Annotated in this window: 17 protein-coding genes and 1 pseudogene; 12 read left to right on the top strand and 6 right to left on the bottom strand. The window is 60.5% G+C overall.

Annotated features, from left to right (window positions below):
* Positions 1–80: 80 nt before the first annotated feature.
* From DIE06_RS14285 to DIE06_RS14260, 6 genes are read right to left on the bottom strand one after another with little or no spacing between them, the layout of a single operon-like run.
* Entirely contained in the window at positions 81–1,187 is a 1,107-nt protein-coding gene (locus DIE06_RS14285; RefSeq protein ID WP_124661963.1) for an ImpA family type VI secretion system protein, read from the bottom strand.
* Positions 1,184–2,257, bottom strand: coding sequence for a type VI secretion system baseplate subunit TssG (gene tssG / locus DIE06_RS14280; protein ID WP_124661962.1), 1,074 nt, complete (start codon positions 2,255–2,257; stop codon positions 1,184–1,186). Before tssG ends, DIE06_RS14285 begins: the two co-directional genes overlap by 4 nt.
* Positions 2,257–4,146: a type VI secretion system baseplate subunit TssF gene (tssF, locus tag DIE06_RS14275; protein ID WP_124661961.1), complete on the bottom strand. Its 1,890-nt coding sequence runs from the start codon at positions 4,144–4,146 to the stop codon at positions 2,257–2,259. Before tssF ends, tssG begins: the two co-directional genes overlap by 1 nt.
* A gap of 32 nt (positions 4,147–4,178) precedes the next feature.
* Positions 4,179–4,736, bottom strand: coding sequence for a type VI secretion system baseplate subunit TssE (gene tssE, locus DIE06_RS14270; protein ID WP_124661960.1), 558 nt, complete (start codon positions 4,734–4,736; stop codon positions 4,179–4,181).
* On the bottom strand, positions 4,729–5,580 hold the full coding sequence (locus DIE06_RS14265) for a type VI secretion system accessory protein TagJ (protein WP_124661959.1): 852 nt from the start codon (positions 5,578–5,580) through the stop codon (positions 4,729–4,731). The genes tssE and DIE06_RS14265 overlap by 8 nt, the downstream gene beginning before the upstream one ends.
* A complete protein-coding gene (locus tag DIE06_RS14260; protein WP_124661958.1) occupies positions 5,577–6,248 on the bottom strand; it encodes a TagK domain-containing protein in 672 nt (223 codons plus the stop codon). Before DIE06_RS14260 ends, DIE06_RS14265 begins: the two co-directional genes overlap by 4 nt.
* Before the next feature lie 514 nt (positions 6,249–6,762).
* Between DIE06_RS14260 and tssH the strand changes: the two genes are divergently transcribed.
* The 12 genes and pseudogenes from tssH to DIE06_RS14205 form a co-directional block, all read left to right on the top strand.
* Positions 6,763–9,456, top strand: a complete 2,694-nt coding sequence (gene tssH, locus DIE06_RS14255; protein ID WP_124661957.1) for a type VI secretion system ATPase TssH — start codon at positions 6,763–6,765, stop codon at positions 9,454–9,456.
* A 38-nt stretch (positions 9,457–9,494) separates the two neighbouring features.
* Positions 9,495–10,037, top strand: a complete 543-nt coding sequence (tssB, locus tag DIE06_RS14250; RefSeq protein WP_124661956.1) for a type VI secretion system contractile sheath small subunit — start codon at positions 9,495–9,497, stop codon at positions 10,035–10,037.
* A 27-nt stretch (positions 10,038–10,064) separates the two neighbouring features.
* The gene (gene tssC / locus DIE06_RS14245) at positions 10,065–11,558 is read left to right on the top strand and encodes a type VI secretion system contractile sheath large subunit (RefSeq protein ID WP_124661955.1); all 1,494 of its coding nucleotides are present in this window, start codon (positions 10,065–10,067) and stop codon (positions 11,556–11,558) included.
* Between the two features lie 93 nt (positions 11,559–11,651).
* On the top strand, positions 11,652–12,137 hold the full coding sequence (locus DIE06_RS14240; RefSeq protein WP_006759383.1) for an Hcp family type VI secretion system effector: 486 nt from the start codon (positions 11,652–11,654) through the stop codon (positions 12,135–12,137).
* 87 nt (positions 12,138–12,224) lie between these two features.
* Positions 12,225–12,731 carry a type VI secretion system lipoprotein TssJ gene (gene tssJ / locus DIE06_RS14235; RefSeq protein ID WP_124661954.1) on the top strand — a complete coding sequence of 169 codons (507 nt, stop codon included), beginning with the start codon at positions 12,225–12,227 and terminating at the stop codon, positions 12,729–12,731.
* Positions 12,732–12,762: 31 nt separating this feature from the next.
* Entirely contained in the window at positions 12,763–14,106 is a 1,344-nt protein-coding gene (gene tssK / locus DIE06_RS14230; protein WP_124661953.1) for a type VI secretion system baseplate subunit TssK, read from the top strand.
* A 75-nt stretch (positions 14,107–14,181) separates the two neighbouring features.
* Entirely contained in the window at positions 14,182–14,322 is a 141-nt protein-coding gene (locus DIE06_RS38265) for a hypothetical protein (protein WP_185733404.1), read from the top strand.
* Positions 14,323–14,393: 71 nt separating this feature from the next.
* Complete coding sequence (locus tag DIE06_RS14225) at positions 14,394–16,931, top strand: type VI secretion system Vgr family protein (RefSeq protein WP_124661952.1); 2,538 nt, start codon at positions 14,394–14,396, stop codon at positions 16,929–16,931.
* Positions 16,932–16,938: 7 nt separating this feature from the next.
* Positions 16,939–17,790 carry a DUF4123 domain-containing protein gene (locus tag DIE06_RS14220; protein WP_124661951.1) on the top strand — a complete coding sequence of 284 codons (852 nt, stop codon included), beginning with the start codon at positions 16,939–16,941 and terminating at the stop codon, positions 17,788–17,790.
* Positions 17,787–20,342 (top strand): T6SS effector BTH_I2691 family protein, encoded by a 2,556-nt coding sequence (locus DIE06_RS14215; protein ID WP_124661950.1) that lies wholly within the window; start codon positions 17,787–17,789, stop codon positions 20,340–20,342. Before DIE06_RS14220 ends, DIE06_RS14215 begins: the two co-directional genes overlap by 4 nt.
* 1 nt (position 20,343) lies before the next feature.
* Positions 20,344–21,264: a DUF6708 domain-containing protein gene (locus DIE06_RS14210; RefSeq protein ID WP_124661949.1), complete on the top strand. Its 921-nt coding sequence runs from the start codon at positions 20,344–20,346 to the stop codon at positions 21,262–21,264.
* A gap of 78 nt (positions 21,265–21,342) precedes the next feature.
* Positions 21,343–21,899, top strand: a pseudogene (locus tag DIE06_RS14205) (hypothetical protein); the annotation flags it as partial.

The following is a 21,899-nucleotide window of genomic DNA, read 5'->3' as shown; positions in this document are numbered from 1 at the left end:
AACATCGGGTCTTGGCCCCCGCTGCCCAGCAGTCCGTACATCTGTGTTATCCACTCGTGCCATGTAGCGGCGGTCCGTTGCTATCCGCCGCTCTCGGTTTCTTCCCACTGCGCCAGAAGCTCGGCTGGAATCGCCGTGACGATCTCGGCGTAAGGCTTGCCTACGAATCTCTCCGCACGTTTGAGCAACACGGGAATCGGGCTGCTGGGTTCGTGAGTCTCGAACCAGGATCGCGCCGTACGAATCAGAGTGAGCGCGGCCTGGCGGTCCGCCGGTGCGGATCTCGGTTGGGCCGTTATGCGCTCGGTGGCGGCAACCGTTCTGTCATTCACCGGTTCGAGTTGCACTGACGCATCGCTCTCTGACGATTCGTTGTCGGCTAGAGCGGGATCGTGGGCTTCTTCCATCTGTTCGATTGTGTTCGCCGACGCGGGGACACTCAGCTTGCCGAGGAGTCGCGTGAGTGACGACAGGTCCGGCAGGTACCCTTCGAGATGCATGGAGCACCACGCATCGATCACAGCGAGATGCGCAATCGCGTCGTCGAAACCCGCCATCACCTCGGGACGCTGCGCGCGCACATCCAGCAACTGCTGCGCCACGGACTCGGGTGCGAGGGCATCCGTGGAGCGAGGATGCGCAAAGGCACGCTCGACGTCGCGCACCTGCAGTCGTGCAAGTGTCGACTTCGAAAGCACGATCTCGCGCACGTCTGCGAGCAATCCTTCCGGATCGGCGAGCGCCTGTATCGCATTCATCCGCATTTCACGTGCGGCGTCGCGCCCACCGTCGACATCGGGCTGTGGATGCACCTGCTCGGCAAACGCATCGAGCCAGGCGGCCAGCAATCCTGTGCCATCTGCAAGACCGGCGGCGCCAGCGAGCCGCGTGCGGCACCGCGCATACAGGACAGCCGCCCGAATATCCTTCGTCCGCAGCATGAGCCGCCGGCAATCGCGTTCAAGCTCGCTCCAGTTGACGGGATCGGGCGCGCCGACGAACGCGCCGTACTGCACGTCCTGCCTGGGTGCCGCACTCGCGAACAGCACGACGAAGTCGTGGTCATATTCGAGGTCGGGGCCGCAGGGCATGGAATCGCTCACGGGCGCGAGCCAGTCGTGATGCGGCGTATCCTTCGCGGTACCTTTACCGGATACGGACTGTCGGGGTGACTGCTTTTTGCTCATGGTCGGTTGTCGAATTCAGAAGTGTGCTGTTCGAAATGCCTCACATAACGCTCGGGCTCGAACCGCATGCCGGTAATCGGCCGGTCGGGTCTCGGGTGCCCCAGCCATCCGGACCATCCCATGCGTTGCTGGCCGCCCATCACGGCCGGCGGCGCGCTTTCGGGCTTGATGCGCAGTTCGAGTTCCCATTCCAGTTCGTAGCCGACGAACGCACGCACCCATTCGACGAGACGCGGCAGATCCTCGCCCTGCGGCGTGAAGCGCAGATACGCGTCGAGATCGATGGGGCCGATCACGATACGGAACCGGTGCTGACGGTCCGGCGTCACGCGGCCGAGCATCGCGGCTTGTCCCATCGTCGCGGCGGCGCCCGGCCGGCCCATGCGTCCCTGATCGGATGGGTCGATTGCGATCCAGTGGAACACGTTCTCCTCGATTGCGACCGGCACGCCGAAGTAGTGCTCGAGTGTGGCGCGAAGCCCGTCCGCGTTGCGAGACTCGCGGACGAGATGCGCGGACGCCGCCAGTCGCGCGTGCGAGGGCAGGGGGCGCCGCCCGATTTCGGCGGTGTCGTGGCCCGTGAGGCTCGCGATGTAGAACGAAAACCGCTCGTCGTCCTTCCGGTCGAGGCCGGCTGTCGACTGGGCCGATGCCCACGCGCGATAGAACAGCGTCAGGAACCTGTGATGGAAGATGTCGAAGAAGTCGACCGTCGTCGTGTCGCGGCGGCCTTCCTCGCGTTCGCGCGCCCATTCGGTCACATGGATCGGCAGTGGCCCGTTCGGTCCGAGCATGCCGAGACCGAAGAGCCGCACCTTGAGCCGTCCCGCCGCTTCCTGGACGCTGGAGATTTCGCGTGGTGCGAATGCGAGGCTCGGTTGTTGTCCGAGCCGGAATGGCTCCGCTTGCGGTCGGCGGGCGGTGCCGACCGGGTCGACCGCGGGGTTCGCGCCGATACGTCGTAGCAGCGACAGGAACCCGAAGCGCCACGGCTCGGTTTGCAGGCTGTCGAGCAGATCGGGCGACAGCGTGCTGTCGCGCACCAGCGCCGGCAGGGTGGCACGTTTCATCACAGCACTCCGCGTGTCCCGGTGCGCACGGGCCAGCGTGCGATACGGCCGCGCTGCATCGAATGCAATTCAGTCTGCGTGAAGCTGTTGATCGAGACGTGCCGTGCCAGCCAGTGCTCAAGAATCGTACCGAACAGATAGGGGCTCACGCCGGAGAAACCGGTCTCGTCGACTGTTATCGCACACTCGATGCCACGGCCGAACGTCATCGGGCCCGCGCCGGGCAGCTTGCGTGTTACCGGGCGAGTGTTGACGCCGACGAGGCTTTCGACTTGGCGCAGATGTTCATTGTTGTCGCTCGAAAGGTATAGGCGTAGCAGATCACGTAGTCCTTGACCACCGTCACGGTGATCGAGACCTTCGAGCGGCAGGTAGTTGAAGTTGAGCTGGCGGATCAGCCGCCACGCCATCTCTCGCTCCGCATACGGCGCTTTCGGCGGACTCGGCGGGCGAATGAGACCAATACTTTCGACTGGCGCGGACTCCTCGGTTGACAGGTCACGCACGCCGTTGCGCGGCACGAGCGTGGCGAGATCCCGGTTCGTCAGCAGCGCAACGACTGACAGAAAACGGATGTCCTCGCGATAAGGGGCCTCGTTCTGATCAACCAGCGAGAGAAACACTTCGGTGCCGACATACGGGGTACGCGTGCCGTAACGGCGCGCCGAATCTGACACGAGCCGCCGTTCCCGCCGTGTCGAGAAATATCGCCCGTGATTGCCTTCGTCGTTGTTCAGCGTCTGATAAAGCGGACGGAATTCCAGTTCATCCGAGGTTGCCGCGACCTGTCCATGCACGGTCTCAACAGAGAACACTTCGTAGTCGAGCGGTGCGAGCCGGGCGGGCACCAGATGAGACTCGGTCTCGCGGGGGGAAATCTCGATGCGGTCGGTATGCCGTTTGAAGAGGTTGATGACGGGCGTGCAGAACAGTACGAAGCGCGAAGCGTCGACGAGGTTCGCGAGCTGGCCCGGCGCGCGGTCTAGCAGCACGACGATTTCGACCTCGCGGCCGTTCACGCGGGACAATCCTTCCGCAAGACCGTTGAGTGCGAAGAACCAGAACCGTGCCGGGCACGCGAAGTATTCGTGCAACAGGTTGTGCCCGTGAAACTTCGTCCAGGTGAGTGGCAACAAGTTTTGATCGGTGCGCAAGCCTTCGTGTTCGACCGCACCGTGAGTCACGGCGGCGGGAGAGCGGCCCGGTACGCCGAATTCGCCAGGCGCGGCAATTACGGACGCAACGCCGGCAACGTGCAGCAACTCGAACAGGTGCGAGGCGACCTGTTCGTCGCCGGCCAGATACACGGGCAGCCGATCGAGCCCCTTCAGGTCGGCGATGCGCACGTCGCCCGTCGTCGCCAGCCGCAGCCGCAATGCACCGCGCACCTGTCGATCGGGCGGAACATAGCGGTCGAGCGCCGGAATGTCGGGCGGAATGCCCGTCAGGCGCGCATCGGTGATCGTGAGTGGCCAAAGCGTGACGTCCTGTCCGCTCGTAAACTGGCAGGCGGTTTTTTCGCCATCGGGAACCCGCGCCTTGAATGACGTACCGCGCGCGATACGGTAGCCTGCGGCCAGATTGCCTTCGGCCTGACCCGGGTACAGGCGCGCGACCGCAATCGACGGTGTGGGCGCGACGTAATTCGGGTAGATCACTTCCAGCAGCCGCCCCGTGAAGCGCGGAAATTCCGCATCGAGCTTGAGCTGCATGCGCGCGGCCATGAAGCAGAACGACTCGATCAGGCGCTCGACGTAGGGGTCCGCCACTTCGCCGGCCTGCATGCCGAGCCGGCGCGCGATTTTCGGGTGCGCCTGTGCGAACTCGGTGGCGAGTTCGCGCATGTAGATGAGTTCCTGGTTGTAATAGTCGAGTAGTCGCGGGTCCATCGGAAAGGTCTCGTTTTGTCGTTATGCCGTACCTACCCGGAGCGCATGCCGGTGATCCGGATCTCGCTCGTTTCGAGATCTAGCGAGCTCTGCACCATGAATTCGAGCGGATACGGGTCCATGTGAACCAGGCCGCGCACTTCGAACGCGAGCACGTTGTGATGGCCGCTGGCGTCGTCACCCTGACGGGGCGACACCACCATCGAATCGGGAATCAGCCGCGGTTCGAAATCGGTGATGGCCCGCCGGATCATCCGCTCGATGTCGTTCCACTGGCGCGACGCGAGAAAGGTGCCGGCGAGCGGCGGCACGCCGAAATTGACGGTGGACGCGGCCGCCTGCGGGTGGCGTTCGCGCTCGATCCGGTCTTCAATGCTCGTCGTGTTGAGCAGATAGGCGAGATCGCGCTGGACGATGTCGCGCATCTGCTTGCGCGTGACGGCATATTCTTCGGGTGCTTCGACGAGTCGATGCGGCGCGTCGTCCCGCAGCCGGTCGAGCAGGGTCGGCATCAGGTGTGCGTTTGCCCGCCGCGGCGGGCGGGCGACGAGCGAGTCGCCCCGCGAGGGAGGCCGCTTGCGCTCAGTCATCGACTGGCTCTCCGGTGGTGGTGCCGGCCGCTACACGCGAGCCGAACTGCGCGTGGGCCAGTTCGAAGAGACCGAAATCGCCGCGATCCGTTGTCCAGGTTTTTTGTCCGACCGCGATGACGGTGGTGCGTCCAGACTCATGCCAGGCCGTTTCGCGCCCCAGACGCAGTGCATCGGTCGCGGCCTCCGAATCGGGGTAGCGGGCAGGCATGAAGCCACGCACGGCACTGCCGTCGGTCAGTGTCAGCACACACGGCGCCCAGACGAGATCGATGAGGTCCGCAGGTGGCGACACGCGCCACGCGGCAAGATCGGCGAACGGCACCCAGCGATAGTGCCCGGCCGTCATGACTTCGCACACCGGGCCGAAACGCGAATCGCTGTCGGCGATCCAGCTTGCGACGCCACGGGGCGTGTGCGCTGCGGTGAGCGGCGCCGCGTCGAGGGCTTTTTCTCGCGCCTCGTCGGCATGTTCGCGTTGCCCGTTGCCGGCAAGTCGCAGTGCGAATGCCAGTTCCATGACCCACGGAGCCGGTTCGAGGACGAACCCGGGGCGTTCGAATCCCGCGACGACCTTCTGTCGCCAGCGCTCGGCCCGGACCAGATCACGATAGACCTGGGCGGCCTGCGTCTGTTGCGGCTCGAGCTTCGCCCACGTCTGCAGTTGAATCACGGCGCGTGCCCAGTCGCCTGTTACACACAGCCACTGGAACAGCGCCCACCGATGGGCGGCGACGGCTGGCTGAGCGCGAATGCACGATTCGATCCGCTCGATCCGGATGGCGATCGACACGTCGTCCAGGCCGCGGCCAGCCGGTTCGCCTGCACCAAGTGACATGTTCATGCGTCGTCCTTGCTGACAGGCGCGAACAGCGGACTATCGACCGACAGCGCGTGATGCTCGCGCCGGGTGAGCGCGGGCGGTGGGGCCGGTGCACGGCGGGCTTCGGCCGCACGGAATTCGGGCGGCGCAAAGAGGCGCAGGACTTCCGGCACGGGTTCGATCTCAAGCTCGGGAGTGAAACTCCGCTCCAGCCGTCCGAACGCGTCCTCGAGATTGCGCTCGCCTGACAGCAACACTTCAATGGAACCACGACCGGCAGGGCTTGCCTGGGTTGGCCCGACGTCGTGCGAATCGGGCGTGACCGAGGCAAGAGATGTCGCAGGCGGATCCAGCTGTTCGCCCCATGAGCCGGAAAGGGCCGTGTGTGGATCCGTCAGCGCGCGCCAGTATTGCGCGTGAAGCGTTTGGACGAGGTCGTCGGCGCGCTCGGGAAACGGCATCGCTTGCGATCCGGCACCGCGTTTCCCCCGCACGGCATCCGCAGCCACGCCGTGGCTGCCGATCAGATCGAGGATCGACGTATTGCTGCCCGAGCGATCCGATGGGTCGAGCCGGAGAAAGTCCGCGCTGCCCTCCTGCTTCTCGGGACCGCACGGCTCGTTGCGCAGCGCGGGCTCGGTAAGCGAGGTGTCGGGTCGGTGATGCCACGGCAAGCGGAATGAGCGCATGGAAGAGGCGGTTATGACGGAATACACATTTTACCCACTGGAGCGTGTCGTTCGTCCACTTGAAATGACGTGTGGTGATTTGAAAATATTATCGAGATTAAATCTTGAAATAATAGATTGATTGGCTGGGTTGCTCGGCTTGCGGAATATCGGGATAGTGGAGGGTCAATGGTGAATTGTTAAAAACGGCGTTCACATTTTGTTTGAAATTCATCAACTGAAACAATGATTTGCAAATCTTGACGTTCACGGAATTTGTTCGTGCGCAGCGTGGTTGGCAATTCAACCGTCTCTTTTGCTGGCGCGAGGCGACAAGGCGTGATTCGGTGCGGATTTTTGTTCGTTCGTTCGTGAGTTGACGGCGAGGCGAATTAATTGGAATAATGCCCGGCCTGAGAGGATTTCGCATTCTTTCCGTGTGAAACGCGGCAGTAGACCTATGCCGCATGAATAGGATTCCTGATTGCTTCGGCCGGAACCAGGAACGTACCGAATAAACGACAAGAAGGTTCGCATGACGATTTCACGCCAGACTCTGTTCGGCAAGCTCGGGGTTCAGCTCTACCGCGGCATCGAATCGGCGACACAGTTCTGCAAGTTGCGCGGCAATCCGTACGTGGAGCTCATTCACTGGTTGCATCAGCTCCTGCAGCAACCCGATAGCGACCTGCATCGCATCGTGCGGCACGCGGGCATCGAGCGCGACGTGCTCGATCGCGACTTCGCGCGGGCGTTGGCGGTGCTGCCGGCCGGCGCCAGTTCAATCAGCGACTTTTCCTGGCACATTGAGACAGCGATCGAACGCGCGTGGGTGCTCGCGACGCTCAGCCATGGCGATCGCCGTGTGCGCGGCGCGTGGCTCGTTGCCGCGCTTGTGTCGACGCCCGAATTGCGGCGTGTTCTGCTGTCGATCTCCCCCGCGTTCGGCAAGATCCCCGTCGACGGGCTGGACGATGAGCTGCCCGCATGGATCGACGGCTCGCCCGAAGCCGCCGATGCGCCGTACGACCACAGCAACTTTTCGGCGGCAACGCCGGGCGAGGCGTCCGGCGCAATGCCGGTCGCATCGAAGAGTGGTTCGCTCGATCAGTACTGCGCGGACCTGACCGCGCGTGCTCGCGCGGGCGAGATCGATCCGGTCATCGGCCGTGAACTCGAGATCCGTACGATGATCGATGTGCTGCTGCGCCGTCGGCAGAACAACCCGCTGGTGACGGGAGAGGCTGGCGTCGGCAAGACGGCCGTCGTGGAAGGACTGGCGCGCGCGATTGCATCGGGCAATGTGCCGCCGAAGCTTGCCGACGTACGGCTGCTATCGCTCGACGTCGGCGCCTTGCTCGCTGGCGCGAGCATGAAAGGGGAGTTCGAAGCGCGTCTGAAAGGGCTGCTCGAAGCCGCTGCGAAATCCTCGGCACCGGTGATCCTCTTCGTCGACGAAATTCACACGCTGATCGGCGCGGGCGGCCAGGCGGGCACGGGCGATGCCGCCAATTTGCTGAAACCCGCGCTTGCGCGTGGCACGATCCGTACGATCGGCGCGACGACCTGGGCCGAGTACAAGCGCCATATCGAGAAGGACCCGGCCCTGACGCGACGCTTCCAGGTATTGCAGATCGCGGAACCGTCCGAGGCTGCCGCCATCGATATGGTGCGCGGGCTCGTGCAAACGTTTTCCAGACATCACGGCGTCGTGGTGCTTGACGAAGCCATTCGCGCCGCGGTGACGCTCTCGCACCGTTACATCCCGTCGCGTCAGTTGCCGGACAAGGCCATCAGCCTGCTTGACACCGCCTGTGCGCGCGTGGCGCTGTCGCAGCACGCCGCGCCGCGTGAACTGGACGACGTGCGTCGGCGTCTCGCAGCCGCACGTGCCGAGGAAGCGTTGCTCGTGCAGGAAGCCCATATCGGTCTGGATGCCGACAGGGCATTGATGGACGTCAGGACGCGCATCGATATGCTGGCGACCGAAGAGGCTGCGGTCGAGCGTCGCTGGCACGCTCAGGCGGCCGCCGCGCAGGCGTTGCTGGTCGCGCGTGAGGCCATTGGGCCCGATGACGGCGAAACCTCGCGGGACCCGACGGCGGCACTTCCGAAGCTGCGCGAACTCGGACGCGCGCTTGCTGCACTGCAGGGCGATGCGCCGCTCGTCTTCCCCGAGGTCGACGACGCGATCGTCGCGGAAATCGTGTCCGATTGGACTGGCATCCCTGTCGGCCGCATGGTGACCGATGAGGTCGCGGCGGTGCGCACGCTCCCCGACACGCTCGAGGCACGCGTGATTGGCCAGACCGACGCGCTGCGTCAAGTTGGCGAACGCGTTCAAACCGCACGCGCAGGCCTCACGGACCCGAGGAAACCGCTCGGCGTGTTCCTGCTCGCCGGCCCCTCGGGCGTCGGCAAGACGGAGACGGCGCTGGCACTGGCCGACGCGCTGTACGGCGGTGAACAGAACCTGATCACGATCAACATGAGCGAGTATCAGGAGGCGCACACCGTTTCGGGCCTGAAAGGGGCGCCGCCGGGCTATGTCGGCTACGGCGAGGGCGGTGTCCTGACCGAGGCGGTGCGCCGCCGTCCGTATTCGGTTGTACTGCTCGACGAGATCGAGAAGGCCCACCGCGACGTGCACGAGATGTTCTTCCAGGTATTCGACAAGGGCTACATGGAAGACGGCGACGGCCGCTACATCGATTTTCGCAATACGACGATCCTGCTCACGAGCAACGTCGGTTCCGAATTGAGCGCGAGTCTATGCGCGGATTTGACGCTCGCGCCGGATCAGGATGGCCTGAGGGAGGCACTGACGCCCGAACTGCTCAAGGCTTTCCCGGCGGCGTTCCTCGGGCGCGTGACCGTCGTGCCTTACCGGCCGCTCGCCGACAGCGCGCTCGCCAGCATCGTCCGCCTGCATCTGGGGCGGGTCGTGAAGCGTATGTCCGACGAACACGACATCCTCCTTACGTACGACGACGCGGTCGTCGATTACATCGTCGGCCGCTGTCTCGTGCAGGAGACAGGCGCGCGCGTGTTGATCGGATTCATCGAGCAGCACGTGCTGCCTCGACTGTCCGCGCTATGGCTCGATGCATTTACATCGAAGCAGACGCTATCGCGTATCGCGATTGGCGTGGCCGACCCATCCCGCGCACCAGCACAGGCCCTCGCGTTCGAGGCGATCGTCCTCCATTCGGACGAGCTGGTTCTCTGAGCTAGCAACCCAACCACTACCGTTCAGGAGCTTCATTCATGGCCGCTTCCAGCAGTTCGCAGAAATTCATCGCGCGCAACCGTGCGCCGCGGGTGCAGATCGAGTACGACGTCGAGGTCTACGGATCGGAGAAGAAGGTCGAGTTGCCATTCGTGATGGGCGTGCTCGCCGATCTGTCGGGCAAGCATCCGGTCGAGCCGCTGCCGGCCGTGTCGGACCGGCGCTTCCTCGAGATCGACATCGACAATTTCGATGAGCGCATGAAGGCGATCCGGCCGCGCGTCGCGTTCGCCGTGCCGAATACGCTGACGGGCGACGGCCAGATGATGGTCGACATGACCTTCGAGAGCATGGAGGATTTTTCGCCTGCCGCGATCGCGCGCAAGGTCGATCCGCTGCGCCAACTGCTGGAAGCGCGTACGCAACTCGCCAATCTGCAGACCTACATGGATGGCAAGTCGGGCGCCGAGGCGCTCGTTACGCAATTGCTGCAAGACCCGGCGCTGCTCAAATCGCTGGCCGCCGCGCCGAAGCCCGAGCGGCAAGCGGACGAAACCGCCGATCAAGACGGCGCGAACTGACCGACGAACCTATAAAGGATGACCATCATGGCGAAACAGGAAGCACGGGCCGCAGTCGCGCAGACGGATACCCAGTCCGATTTCACTCAGCTGCTGGAGCGCGAGTTCCGCCCCAAGACCGACGACGCGCGCGAAGCCGTCGAACTGGCCGTTCAGACGCTCGCCGAGCAGGCGCTGGCGCAAACGGCGACGATCAGTGACGATGCGTACAAGAGCATCGCGGCGATCATCGCGCAGATCGATCACAAGCTCTCCGAGCAGATCAACCTGATCCTGCATCACGCCGATTACCAGGCGCTCGAATCCGCCTGGCGCGGCCTGAATCACCTCGTGTCGAACACTGAAATAGACGAACACCTGAAGATCCGCTTCATGGACGTCTCGAAGGCGGAACTGCATCGCACGATGCGCCGGTACAAGGGCCTTGCCTGGGATCAGAGCCCGCTCTTCAAGCAGATCTACGAAGAGGAATACGGCCAGCTCGGCGGCGAGCCGTACGGTTGCCTCGTCGCCGACTACTACTTCGACCATACGCCGCCTGATGTCGATCTGCTCGCCTCGATCGCGAAGGTCTCGGCTGCCGCGCACACACCGTTCATCACCGGCGCCGCACCGTCAGTTCTGCAGATGGAGTCGTGGCAGGAGCTCGCGAACCCGCGTGACCTGACGAAGATTTTCACGCAGAACCTCGAATACACCGCGTGGAACTCGATGCGCAATACCGAGGACGCACGCTATGTGGGGCTCGCGATGCCGCGATTCCTCGCGCGCCTGCCGTATGGCGCGAAAACCAACCCGGTCGACGAATTCGATTTCGAGGAAGACACGAACGGTTCGGACCATGGGCGCTATGGCTGGGCGAACGCTGCATACGCGATGGGCGTCAACGTCAACCGCTCGTTCAAGCAGTACGGCTGGTGCTCGCTGATTCGCGGCGTCGAATCGGGCGGCACGGTCGAGAACCTGCCGACCCACACGTTCCCGACCGACGATGGCGGCGTCGACATGAAGTGTCCGACCGAAATCGCGATCTCGGACCGGCGCGAGGCCGAGCTGTCGAAGAACGGCTTCATTCCGCTCGTGCACCGCAAGAACACGGATCACGCGACCTTCATCGGCGCCCAATCGCTGCAGAAGCCTGCCGAGTATCACGATGCGGACGCGACGGCCAACGCGAACCTGTCCGCGCGCCTGCCATATCTGTTCGCGTGCTCGCGCTTCGCGCACTACCTGAAGTGCATCGTGCGCGACAAGATCGGCGCGTTCAAGGAGCGCGAAGACATGCAGCGTTGGTTGAACGAATGGATCATGCATTACGTCGATGCCGATCCGACCAACTCGTCGCAGGAGACGAAAGCGCGCCGCCCGCTCGCGGCAGCTGAAGTGATCGTCGAGGAGGTCGAGGGCAACCCAGGCTACTACAACTCGAAATTCTTCCTGCGCCCGCACTTCCAGCTCGAAGGACTGACCGTCTCGCTGCGGCTCGTGACGAAGCTGCCGTCGATCAAGGAAGCGGCTTAACCATCGGGTAGATCGCGCAGGGCCGGACATCGAATTGCTTCGGTGGACGATGATCTACCAGTTTCAAATCATTTAATAAAAGGAGTACTACGCATGGCACAAGACATTTTCCTGAAGATCGACGGCATCAACGGTGAATCGCTCGACGACAAGCACAAGGACGAAATCGAAGTTCTGAACTGGGAGTGGGATATCCAGCAGGAATCGACGATGCACGCGGGTAGCGGCGGCGGCGCCGGCAAGGCGACCGTCAAGGACCTGACGTTTGAACACAACATCGACCGTGCAAGCCCCAATCTGATGAAGTACGCGCTCACGGGCAAGCACATCGACCAGGCAACGCTGGTGATGCGCAAGGCCGGCGGCAACCCGCTCGAGTACTTGAAGCTCACGATGAGCGACGTGATCGTCACGCGCGTGAAACCGTCGGGCAGCAAGAACGACGCGGAAAAGAGCCGTGAATCGGTGTCGCTGTCGTTCGCGAAGGTCAAGCAAGAGTACGTCGTGCAGAACGCGCAGGGCGGCAGCGGTGGCGCCGTGACCGCGAGCTTCGACATCAAGGGCAACAAGGAAGCGTAATCGCGCGGATGCCTCGCAACCGGTGCAAGCGCGTCGTCTTCGCCGGTTGTGGGGCGTCCCACACAGTGAATGAGGGTTCATAGCCGCATGCGTTCGATACCGACCGTCGCCACGCTGGCCTGTTTGCTGGCGATTTCCGCTTGTGCGAGCAGTGGCGAGCCGAAGCCGAAGGAGCCGATCCGGCTCGACATGCGCGTGAACGCGCTGCCCGATGTCAATCCGGACGACAGGGGAAGGGCCGCGCCGATCGTCGTGCGCATTTACGAGCTGAAGAACGACGGTGCCTTCGATGCAGCCGATTTCTTCACGCTGCAGACCCAGGACAAAACGGTGCTGGCCGACGACGTTGCGAAACGCGACGAGCTGCAGTTGCGCCCTGGCGAGCACCGAACGTTCGTACGCCGGCCCGATCCGGACACGAAAGCCATCGGCGTGATCGCGGCTTATCGTGATTTGCCGAATGCGGTGTGGCGTGCAGTGTATGCGATGCCGGCCGCACCGGACAGGGCGTGGTACCGCCTGTTCACGCCGAAGCTGAAACTGACCATCGACCTCGAGGCCAGGGCCGTCAAGATTACGGAAGTCAAGAAATGAAACATGTCGCGCAACAAAACGGACGGCACGCATGAGCTGGTACGCCAAGGTCGCCTGGCAGGAAGGGCTGTTCTTCCGTCCGCAGCTGTTCCAGCAACAGGACCGCTATTTCGAGAAATACGCGCATCAGCGTGCGGCGCCGCTGTCGCCGTTCTTTTTCGGCTTCACGCACTACGCGCTCGACCACGAAGCGCTGGCGCTCGGCAAGGTGGTCGTCAAGTCGACGGCCGGGGTGTTCGCCGACGGCACGCCGTTCGATGCGCCGGGCAACACGCCTTTGCCGCCGCCGTTGACGATTCGGCAGGAGCATCTCGACCAGGTCATCTATCTGGCAGTGCCCGTCCGGTTGCCGAATTGCGAGGAGACCACCTTCGACAACACACCCGATTCGCTCGCACGCTATCAGGTGTTCGACACCGAGCTGCGCGACACGAACTCGATCGGTCTTGCGCCCGAGTCGGTGCAATTGTCGAACTTGCGCGTACGCCTGTTGCCGGAAAAGGAGCTCGGCGATGCCTGGATCGGTCTCGCGCTCACGTGCGTGAAGACGATCCGTGCGGATGGCAGCATCGCGCTCGACGACACGCTCGTGCCGCCGGTATCCGGTTACGGCGCGAGCGACCTGCTTACAAGTTGGGTCACGAAGATTCACGATCTCGCGCGACTGCGCGCGAATGCGCTTGCGCAGCGGCTTGCCGGCACCGACGAGACGACCGCCAGCGCGGCGACAGTCACCGATTACCTGCTGTTGCAGATTCTGAACCGCTACGAGCCGCTGCTGTACCACTTGCTGCGGGTACCGGCGACATCGCCGGCCGATGTGTATGCATTGCTGATCGGTATGGCGGGCGAATTGTCGACGCATCTGCGCACCGACACGCGCCGGCCGCTCGAGACTCACCCGCCATATCAGCATACGACGCCGCACGTGTGCCTGAAACCGGTCGTCGACGACACGCACCGGTTGCTTAACGCCGTGCTGGTGCGTAGCGCACAGAGCATCGTGCTGGAGGATCGCGGTCACGGCATGCGTAACGCGGTGGTCGACCCGGTCGACATGCAAGGGTTCACTGCACTGGTGCTAGCCGTACATGCGGCGATGCCGCAGGACATGCTGCAGCAGCAGTTTCCGGCGCAGGCGAAGGCGGGACCGTCGGACAAGCTGCCGAGCCTCGTGCGAAGCCACTTGCCGGGCATCGGCCTGCAGGCGATGCCGGTGCCGCCGCGGCAGATTCCATTCAACGCGGGCTACATCTATTACGAGCTGACCCAGGGCGGGCCGCTTTGGGAGGAAGTCGTGCGGCATGGTGGCATCGCATTGCATGTGTCGGGAGAGTTCCCGTCGTTGAGACTTGAGTTGTGGGGCGTGCGCTGAACAATGCGGCAATTATGAAGGCGTTAGATGGCGCAGCACATAAAATAGTGGGTTTTATTGATTATGATTTTGAAAATGAAAAAATCAATTGAAGAACAGCTATCCGAAATATTTCGCGGTCTTGTCGCCATTGTTGGCACATTGATTGTGGCGGCAATTATTTTTATTGTCTTCTTTTTTAGTGAGCCGCATTCATTTGTTAACGGGTGGAAATAAGGAGCATAGGCGTCACAGGCATAACACGAAACAGATGCTCAGTGATTCGAGCGATTCAAGGAGATGTCGGGATGGCTTTGTTTGACGCACCACGGACGCTGTCGGTTTCCGGCGCGGCTCTGCCGATGTACGGTGATCGTCCGATTCTCACGCCGGTCAAGCTTACCGGTGGCGAGACGATCGGCGAGTTGTTCGAGTACAAGCTCGAGTTGAAAACGCCGGATGCGCTGGGGTTTTCGCAGAGCATCGCGGCGAACGTCAAGCTCGACAAACTGATCGGCACGGAAGTCACCGTCACGATTCAGCTCGAGGGCAAGGGCCGTTTCATTCCCGGCTTGGCTGGCAGTGCCGGAATGGCCAATCTTGGTGCGGGCGCACGCGAGATCACCGGTATCGTCAGCCATGCGACGATCGTGCGTGAAGACGGTCGTTCGATCGTCTATGCACTCACGCTGAGGCCGTGGCTCTGGCATGCAACCAAGAATTGCGACTGCCGAATCTTTCAGGATATGTCCGTGGTCGAAATCACGGATGCTGTGCTTTCGTCCTATCCGTTTCCAGTCGAAAAACGTCTCACCACACCGCGACCGAACAAGGCATGGCCCAAGCGGGACATTCAACGCCAGCACCTCGAAAGCGACTGGACGTTCTTGCAGCGTCTGTGGGAAGAGTGGGGCATCTACTACTTCTTCGAGCATAGCGAAGGCAAGCATCGGCTCGTGCTATGCGACTCGATGGGCGCGCTCAAACCGCTTGGTGACGCTTATGCCGCGCTTCGCTACGAGCCGCCGACCGGTCGACGGCTTGACGAGGAACACATTCAGGAATTCTCTGTCTCCCATGCGCTGACCACGGGTGCGGTGACGAGCGTCGACTACGACTATACGTTGCCGCGTGCGGACGTGACGGTGACGCACGAAGATCCTCGCGACACGGGGCTTGCCCACCAGGAGCATTACATATGGGGCGATTACGCGCAGCCGCAAGCGGGTGCGGCGGGCCTATCCGGCGATCACAACGAGCCGCGCACGGAAGCGGAGTACCTGACGCTGGTGCAGATGGAGGCTTGGCGTTGTCAGGGGCTGAGGGCCTACGGCAAAGGCAACCTGCGCGGTGTCGCGACCGGCCAGACGTTCGTGCTGTCGCATTATCCGCAGGATGCGGCGAATCGCGAGTATGCGGTGATCGCATGCAAGCTGACGATCGAGGAGATCGGCGAAGCGTCGGGATCCGGCCAGCGATACCGTTGCGAAGCGGATTTTACGGTGCAGCCGACCAATGAACCATTCCGGCTGCTTCGTACGATTGCGAAGCCGCGCATGGCGGGCGTCGAATATGCCGTCGTGACGTGCCCCGAGAATCAGGAAATCTGGACCGATGCATATGGGCGCGTGAAGCTCCAGTTTCTGTGGGACCGGCTCGGCAATAACGACGAGCGTTCAAGTTGCTGGGTGCGCGTGGCCGGTGCGTGGCATGGCGATCAGTTCGGTGGAATCTTTCTGCCGCGTCGGGGGCATGAGGTCGAAGTCGCTTTCGTCAACGGCGATCCGGACTTGCCGGTCGTCGTGGGTAGTGCGGCCAATGCATTCAACATGCCGCCGTTCGACTTGCCGAAAAACCAGGCACTCGCCGGCTATCGCAGCCGCGAGATCGGCGGTCGTCGTGCGAATACGCTTGCCTTCGACGATACGAACGGCAAAATCCAGGCGCACCTGTCGAGTGACGAAGGCGCCTCGCAGTTGAATCTGGGGTATATCACGCGCATTGCCGGAAATGCTGGACGGCAGGATGAGCGCGGCCGTGGCTTCGAATTAGTAACGAGCCTGTGGGGCGTGGTGCGCTCGGCGATGGGAATGCTGATTACGACCGAGGGACGACCGGATACGCAGGGACGTGCCAAGGATATGGGGGAAACGGTCCAGCGACTCACGGACGCGCGCGACGCCCACGAACGTTTGGTCGAACTGGCTCAGCAAAACTTGGCGCAGGACGCAAACGGCGACCAAAGCGAGGTCGCGGTCGCGTTGAGGGCGCAGAACGATGCGATACGAGGTGGAGCGACGTCAGACAATGCCCCGTTCCCCGAGTTTGTCGAGCCACACCTGACGCTCGCCAGTCCGGTTGGGATCCAGACAACAACGGCGGGTAGCACGCACGTCGCAAGCGGTGAGCACTTGGCGTTGACGACGGGCGAGCATCTAGGCATCGCGACTGGACGATCGCTGTTTGCAACCGTCAAGGAAAAATTGCGGATCTTTGTCTACGAGGCGGGGATCAAGCTTATTGCCGGTGCTGGCTCAATTGACATCGAATCCCTCAAGGACGCCATCAACCTGATGGCGAAAATCAGGATCAGGCAGACTGCGACCCGGATTGAAATCTGGGCCGAAGAGGAACTATCGCTACGTGGCGGGAAGAGCTTCATCACGCTCAATCACTCCGGTATTACCAACGGCACGCCGGGGCAGTGGCAGTCCTATGCCGCAACTCACCAGATGCCGGGGCCGAAAAGTGCGCCGGGCGACGTGCCGGCCGCCGAACTAAAGGTCTGTGAGTTGAGCACGGTCAAAGCGGCGGCTCAGCATGCGGCGATCGTGCCGCTTTCGTGAGGGACGCATGCAAAACTACACACTTTCCGACGCAATGTCGGTCAGTACGCATCTGATCGCTGATCGTCTCCTCATTCAGGATTGGGCGACCGATTTGCCTTGGCATGATGTCGTGCCTGAATGGCTTGCAAATGAACGCCATTTGCTCCCGGTAGTGCTTCGCCTCGATGAGCTTGACGATACCCAGCGTGAGAAGGTCGAGCAGTATCTGACAGGTGACTCTGCAGAGGTCGAGTCGGCGATGTTGATCTGCAGCGAATTGAGTGCCGAGGCCCACGCGCGTCAATTGGCTCGCCACGTCGTCATCACATTGGACGACGACTCGCGTGCGCTGCTGCGCTTTGCAGACCCTGCCGTGTTCGTTCATTTGCTGTGGGTGCTGCCACTTTCACATCTTGCCTCGCTTTGCAACGGTGCGAGTCGCTGGTTGGTGCCCTTCCAGGGCCTCTGGCATGAACTCGAGTTCAGTGGCAGACCGGAAGCCATGTGGAGCAAGCTCGACGAGTTGCAATCGATTGCGTTGACCAACGTGGGACTGGTCAATGATGCGCTCGCGACAATGCCGGAGCCGCACGACATAAAGCAAATGTGGCGCCTCAGTCAGGAGATAAATCAATGGCTGGGCGCAGCTCAGAGCGAGTTCGGTCTGGTGAATGCGCACGACTGCGTGGCTTTTGCGCGGCACGGCTGCCTTCTCGGCGGTGATTTCCGCAACCACCCGAAGCTGGTGCCTCATCTCCGAGATGCGGTCGCAACGCCCGGGCTCTACGCACAAGCCACGGCATTGTTCTCGGAGAAAGAATGGAACAACTTAATCGCAGACATCGAACGGATTAACCAGAAGCAGGAGGCACCGTGACCAACGCAGGTTCTTCATCGACATCATTGGCTAAGGCAAAAGAGACTGCATTGGGCGACTGTGAGTTTTGCCGAAAATCAGGTCTTGCAATTCTCCCGATTCGCGCAGCAGTCATGCATCCAGATTCTGGCGCACCAAAGCTGCCTGACAATCTGCATCCTGTGGATGGTGATGGCGGAAGGAAACTTCCCTTGAAGGGAGAGGCGGCCTATACGGGCCGGACGTTGCGCAGCGGCTTTCTTTACGTGTACGACGAACGCGGGGTGTGGGAGAAGTACTGGATTACTAAGCAGGGCTATCTGATGAAAGCGCCAGTAGGCGTGCCGTTGAACGGTTCTTATACCATGGGCCGTGAACCTTGCGACAAGACAGGGCATCGGGAAATCGCGGCTTGCATTACGGTAAAAAACCCGACAAGCGCGAGGCGAATCTGGGTTGGGTACTCCGAAGCAGAATGGACCCCGCGCGTGCTTCAACTCCATCAGGACGAGGGGTACCGTAGTCGCCACATGCGCGTATTCGATGTGAAAAAGTGGATCGGAAGTCATAAGGCATCTCATGGCAAGACCTTGAACGACGTGGCATCCGTTGTGGCAGAGTATGCGCCGAAAGCGAAGGTCGAAGCCTTTGCTTTTTCACCCTATGGGTTCAATTCCCGGGCGTCGACAACAGACGGTTTGTTGCGCGCCGCCTCGTCACTGGGGCCCCAACCTGCTGCCATGCTGGTCGTCGATGATCCAGCAAGCATGGCTGCAGAAATCGGCGCTCGAACCATCGAGCTTCATAACAGCTTTATGGCCGTCGCCGATCGATCTAGAAAACTGAGCGTCTCTACCGCAATTCTGAGCCTTCAAGGTGCAGTCGCCGATCGGGCGGAGATGAATGAGATTGTGGCGAGCGACGAACTGGAGCAAGACGGACATTACGTTCCGGATGGGCTTGGGCGTATCACTTACGTGGCCAACCCACCGAAACTTCCTGATACCACGGCGGTGGATTTAAGCAAAATTTCATCGAAATCGTGGGCGAAGTATGCGCTCGACTACGACGAGAAGGCGCGTGATAAATGGCAGGGTGAATTCAACGAAGAGTATGGTCGGTTCCGCGACGAGATGCTGCATCCGTTGGCGGTGTCTCACGTCACCTGGATGACTAGCAACCAGATGCGGAACTATCTGGACTGCACGCACGACGACACATCCGCCGAAGTCGGGCTCGTCTATGCTCGTATTCTCACAGCGTGCATCCAGGGCACGGAGCAATTCAAGCCTTGCGCGCAGTTATACGAGCGTTGGCTTAACGGCGTAATTTCCGATGACAAGAATATCGTGTTGCGCGGCATCGTTCTGAATCTTGAAAGCAACAAGAAGAAGTTTGCGGAAAGCCTCAAGTCAGAGGTCACGTGGAAGGCTGTCGGCTGGGACGGCCTGATGCTGGCGTTCAACAATTCCATTGATGGCGTGGCCAAGCAGGCGCCGGAGGTGCTGGGCAAATTGCTGGGATCGCTCGGCGGGTCGATCACCCAGGTGCTGCAAAGTGCGGCGGATGGGCCGGTTCGTCATGCACTGGTTGCATGCGGCGTGGTTAGTGGCAGATCAGTTGTGCCGGTCGAGTTGACCGGTTCGTACAAGGCGTATCGCGCCTCGCTTATCCGCCAACTCTTGAAATCATCGGGCATTAAGAAGATCGGCGAAAACGCAATCCAGCGAGAGGTGTCGCTTGCTTTGCGCCGCCTCCAGATTCGAGGGGAGCCGATGAGTGCGGTTGTCTCGTCGAAGTTCCTCGTGATGATCGACGAGGAGTCGATCAAAGGCATGCCAAAAGGACGGAGCAAGAGCGAACAGGCCAAATGGCTTGCGAACTCGGTTCGTTCGGCCGAGGAGATCGAGAGACTGAATCTGTCGGCGTGGCGGGAGCGGATCAATGTGTCGCAGCGGGTGGCAACCGCGGGTAAAGCGATACCGTTTATCGGCAATATGCTGGCCGGATTGTTCCAGTGGGCTGCCTATCAAAAGGTATCGAAAGATCTGGCGGGTTCGATGAAAGGCGACATGCTGGAGGGTCAGTTCAGGTTGGGTAGTGCAGTGATTGCGTTGGGTTCCACGGTGGCCGACACCATAGCGAGGGCTGCTGGCAGTTTGGCCGAGACGACTTTGCTGAGAGGGCGGGCCGTGCTGTTGGAGGTGGTTGGGAGTCTGTTCGGGATTGCATCGAAGGCACTGGGAATCTTGGCCGCTGGAATTAACGCATTTTGGGACGGGAAAAATGCTGTGGAAGCCATTCAACAACGAAATTATCCGTTGGGCGTAGTACTGAGCGTGTCCGCTGCCTCGGGCCTTATTGCGGCACTTCTACTCGCGGCTGGCTCCGTAGTCGGGGCAATTTTCGCAATTCTGGTTTGCATTGGTGCTGGAGCGATTGCCACATTTCTGCAGGACGACAAGATCGACAAGTGGCTGAAGCGTTGCTACTGGGGCATCTTGGAGGCGCAAGACCGTTATTCAAATGCAGATGCGGAAATGAGCGATCTAGCGGTCGCGACTGGGGGGTGACATGGACTACACGGGGCTCTATGCAAAGAAATACCGCGTCAATCGAAAGCTGACGAGTGAGGAGCGATCTAATCAATTTAATAAAAAGAAGAGGGTCGATATTACTCCGTTTTATAATATTTCTGTCGTCGAGATGAATTCGACGTATTTGGAGTGTGTCGATCGATGGTTTATTTATCGCGGAATGATGGCGGCATTTTGTCTGATTGGTATGGTGATTCCTGTTTTGGCGTTTTTTATACCGCTTTTGAGTAGGGTGGATGTGGGGTTAACTGCGTTATCGATTTTTCTCGGGGTGTGGGTTCCGTATTGGATATTTGTAGCATGGATGCTTTCAAAAGAGGCATTTTCATGGACTCATTTCCCGATCCGATTCAATTGTAAAAATCGGATGGTGTATGTGTTCCGGAGAAATGGGACGGTACTGGAAGCTAAGTGGGGCGATGTGTTTTTCACCCTCGGGCGTTGTGAGCGAATGGTCGGTCGACAGAATTGGGATATTCGCGGCCATATACTCGACAAGGATGGGGAAACGGTACGAGAGACATTCGCTTTGCCCGGCGACACGATGCTAGTGGATCAGTTGAAGCACAGCTGGGAGTTCATTCGTCGATACATGGAGGAAGGTCCAGCCTCGGTCTATCGCGACGTCTACTGGTGCCACGATATTGCGGAGCGACGTGAGAAATACAGGGTTGGTCTCAGGTACATGTTTTTTTCACTAAATGGTCAACCTATCGGCCAGATATTGCTTTCTCCCGTTTTCTTTGTGGCGTCGTTGGGTCGATGGTTCGCGATGCGCACGAGCAAGATTCCGGTATGGCCTGCTGAAATTGAGGCTGCGTGCCAGGTGGATCCTTTTGATCCATATCTTCGCGATGCATCGCGCAATCCCGAGAAAATTCCGATGGAGCCGATGTGAAGTGGCAGCTTGACTTAGAAGGCACTATCTAGATTCGGAACAAAATGCGCAGCCTAGTGACTGCAAGCGAGAACTGACATGGACTACACGGGACTCTATGCAAAAAAATACCGCGTCAATCGAAAGCTGACTGATGAGGAGCGGTCCAATCAATTTCATCAACACATGCGGATCGATATTTCGCCATTTTATAATATTTCAGTTGTCGAAATGAATTCGATGTATCTGGAGTGTGTTGATCGCTGGTTTATTTATAGGGGAGCAATGGCGGCTGTCTGCTTAATTGGTATTGTGGTGCCGATTTATTCATTTTTCATTCCTCTGATTTTGAATGTTGGTGTGGATTTGGTTGCGCTTCTGATATTTTTTGGGCTGTCTGCTCCATACTGGATGCTGATGATATGGTTGCTGTTAAAGGAGGCATTTTTGTGGACGCACTTCCCGATCAGATTTAATTATAAAAATCGGATGGTTTATGTTTTTCGGCGAAATGGGACAGTGTTGAAGGCTAAATGGGACGATATATTTTTCACGCTTGGGCGTTGTGAGCGAATGGCTGGTCGACAAAATTGGGATATACGCGGCCATATCCTCGACAAGGATGGAGAAACGGTGCGAGAGACATTCGCTCTGCC

The sequence above is a fragment of the Burkholderia sp. Bp8998 genome (assembly GCF_003854235.1).
In the GTDB taxonomy this organism is placed as follows: Bacteria; Pseudomonadota; Gammaproteobacteria; order Burkholderiales; family Burkholderiaceae; genus Burkholderia.
Note: the sequence above shows the minus strand (reverse complement) of the source record. Positions and strands in the feature narration are given on the sequence as shown.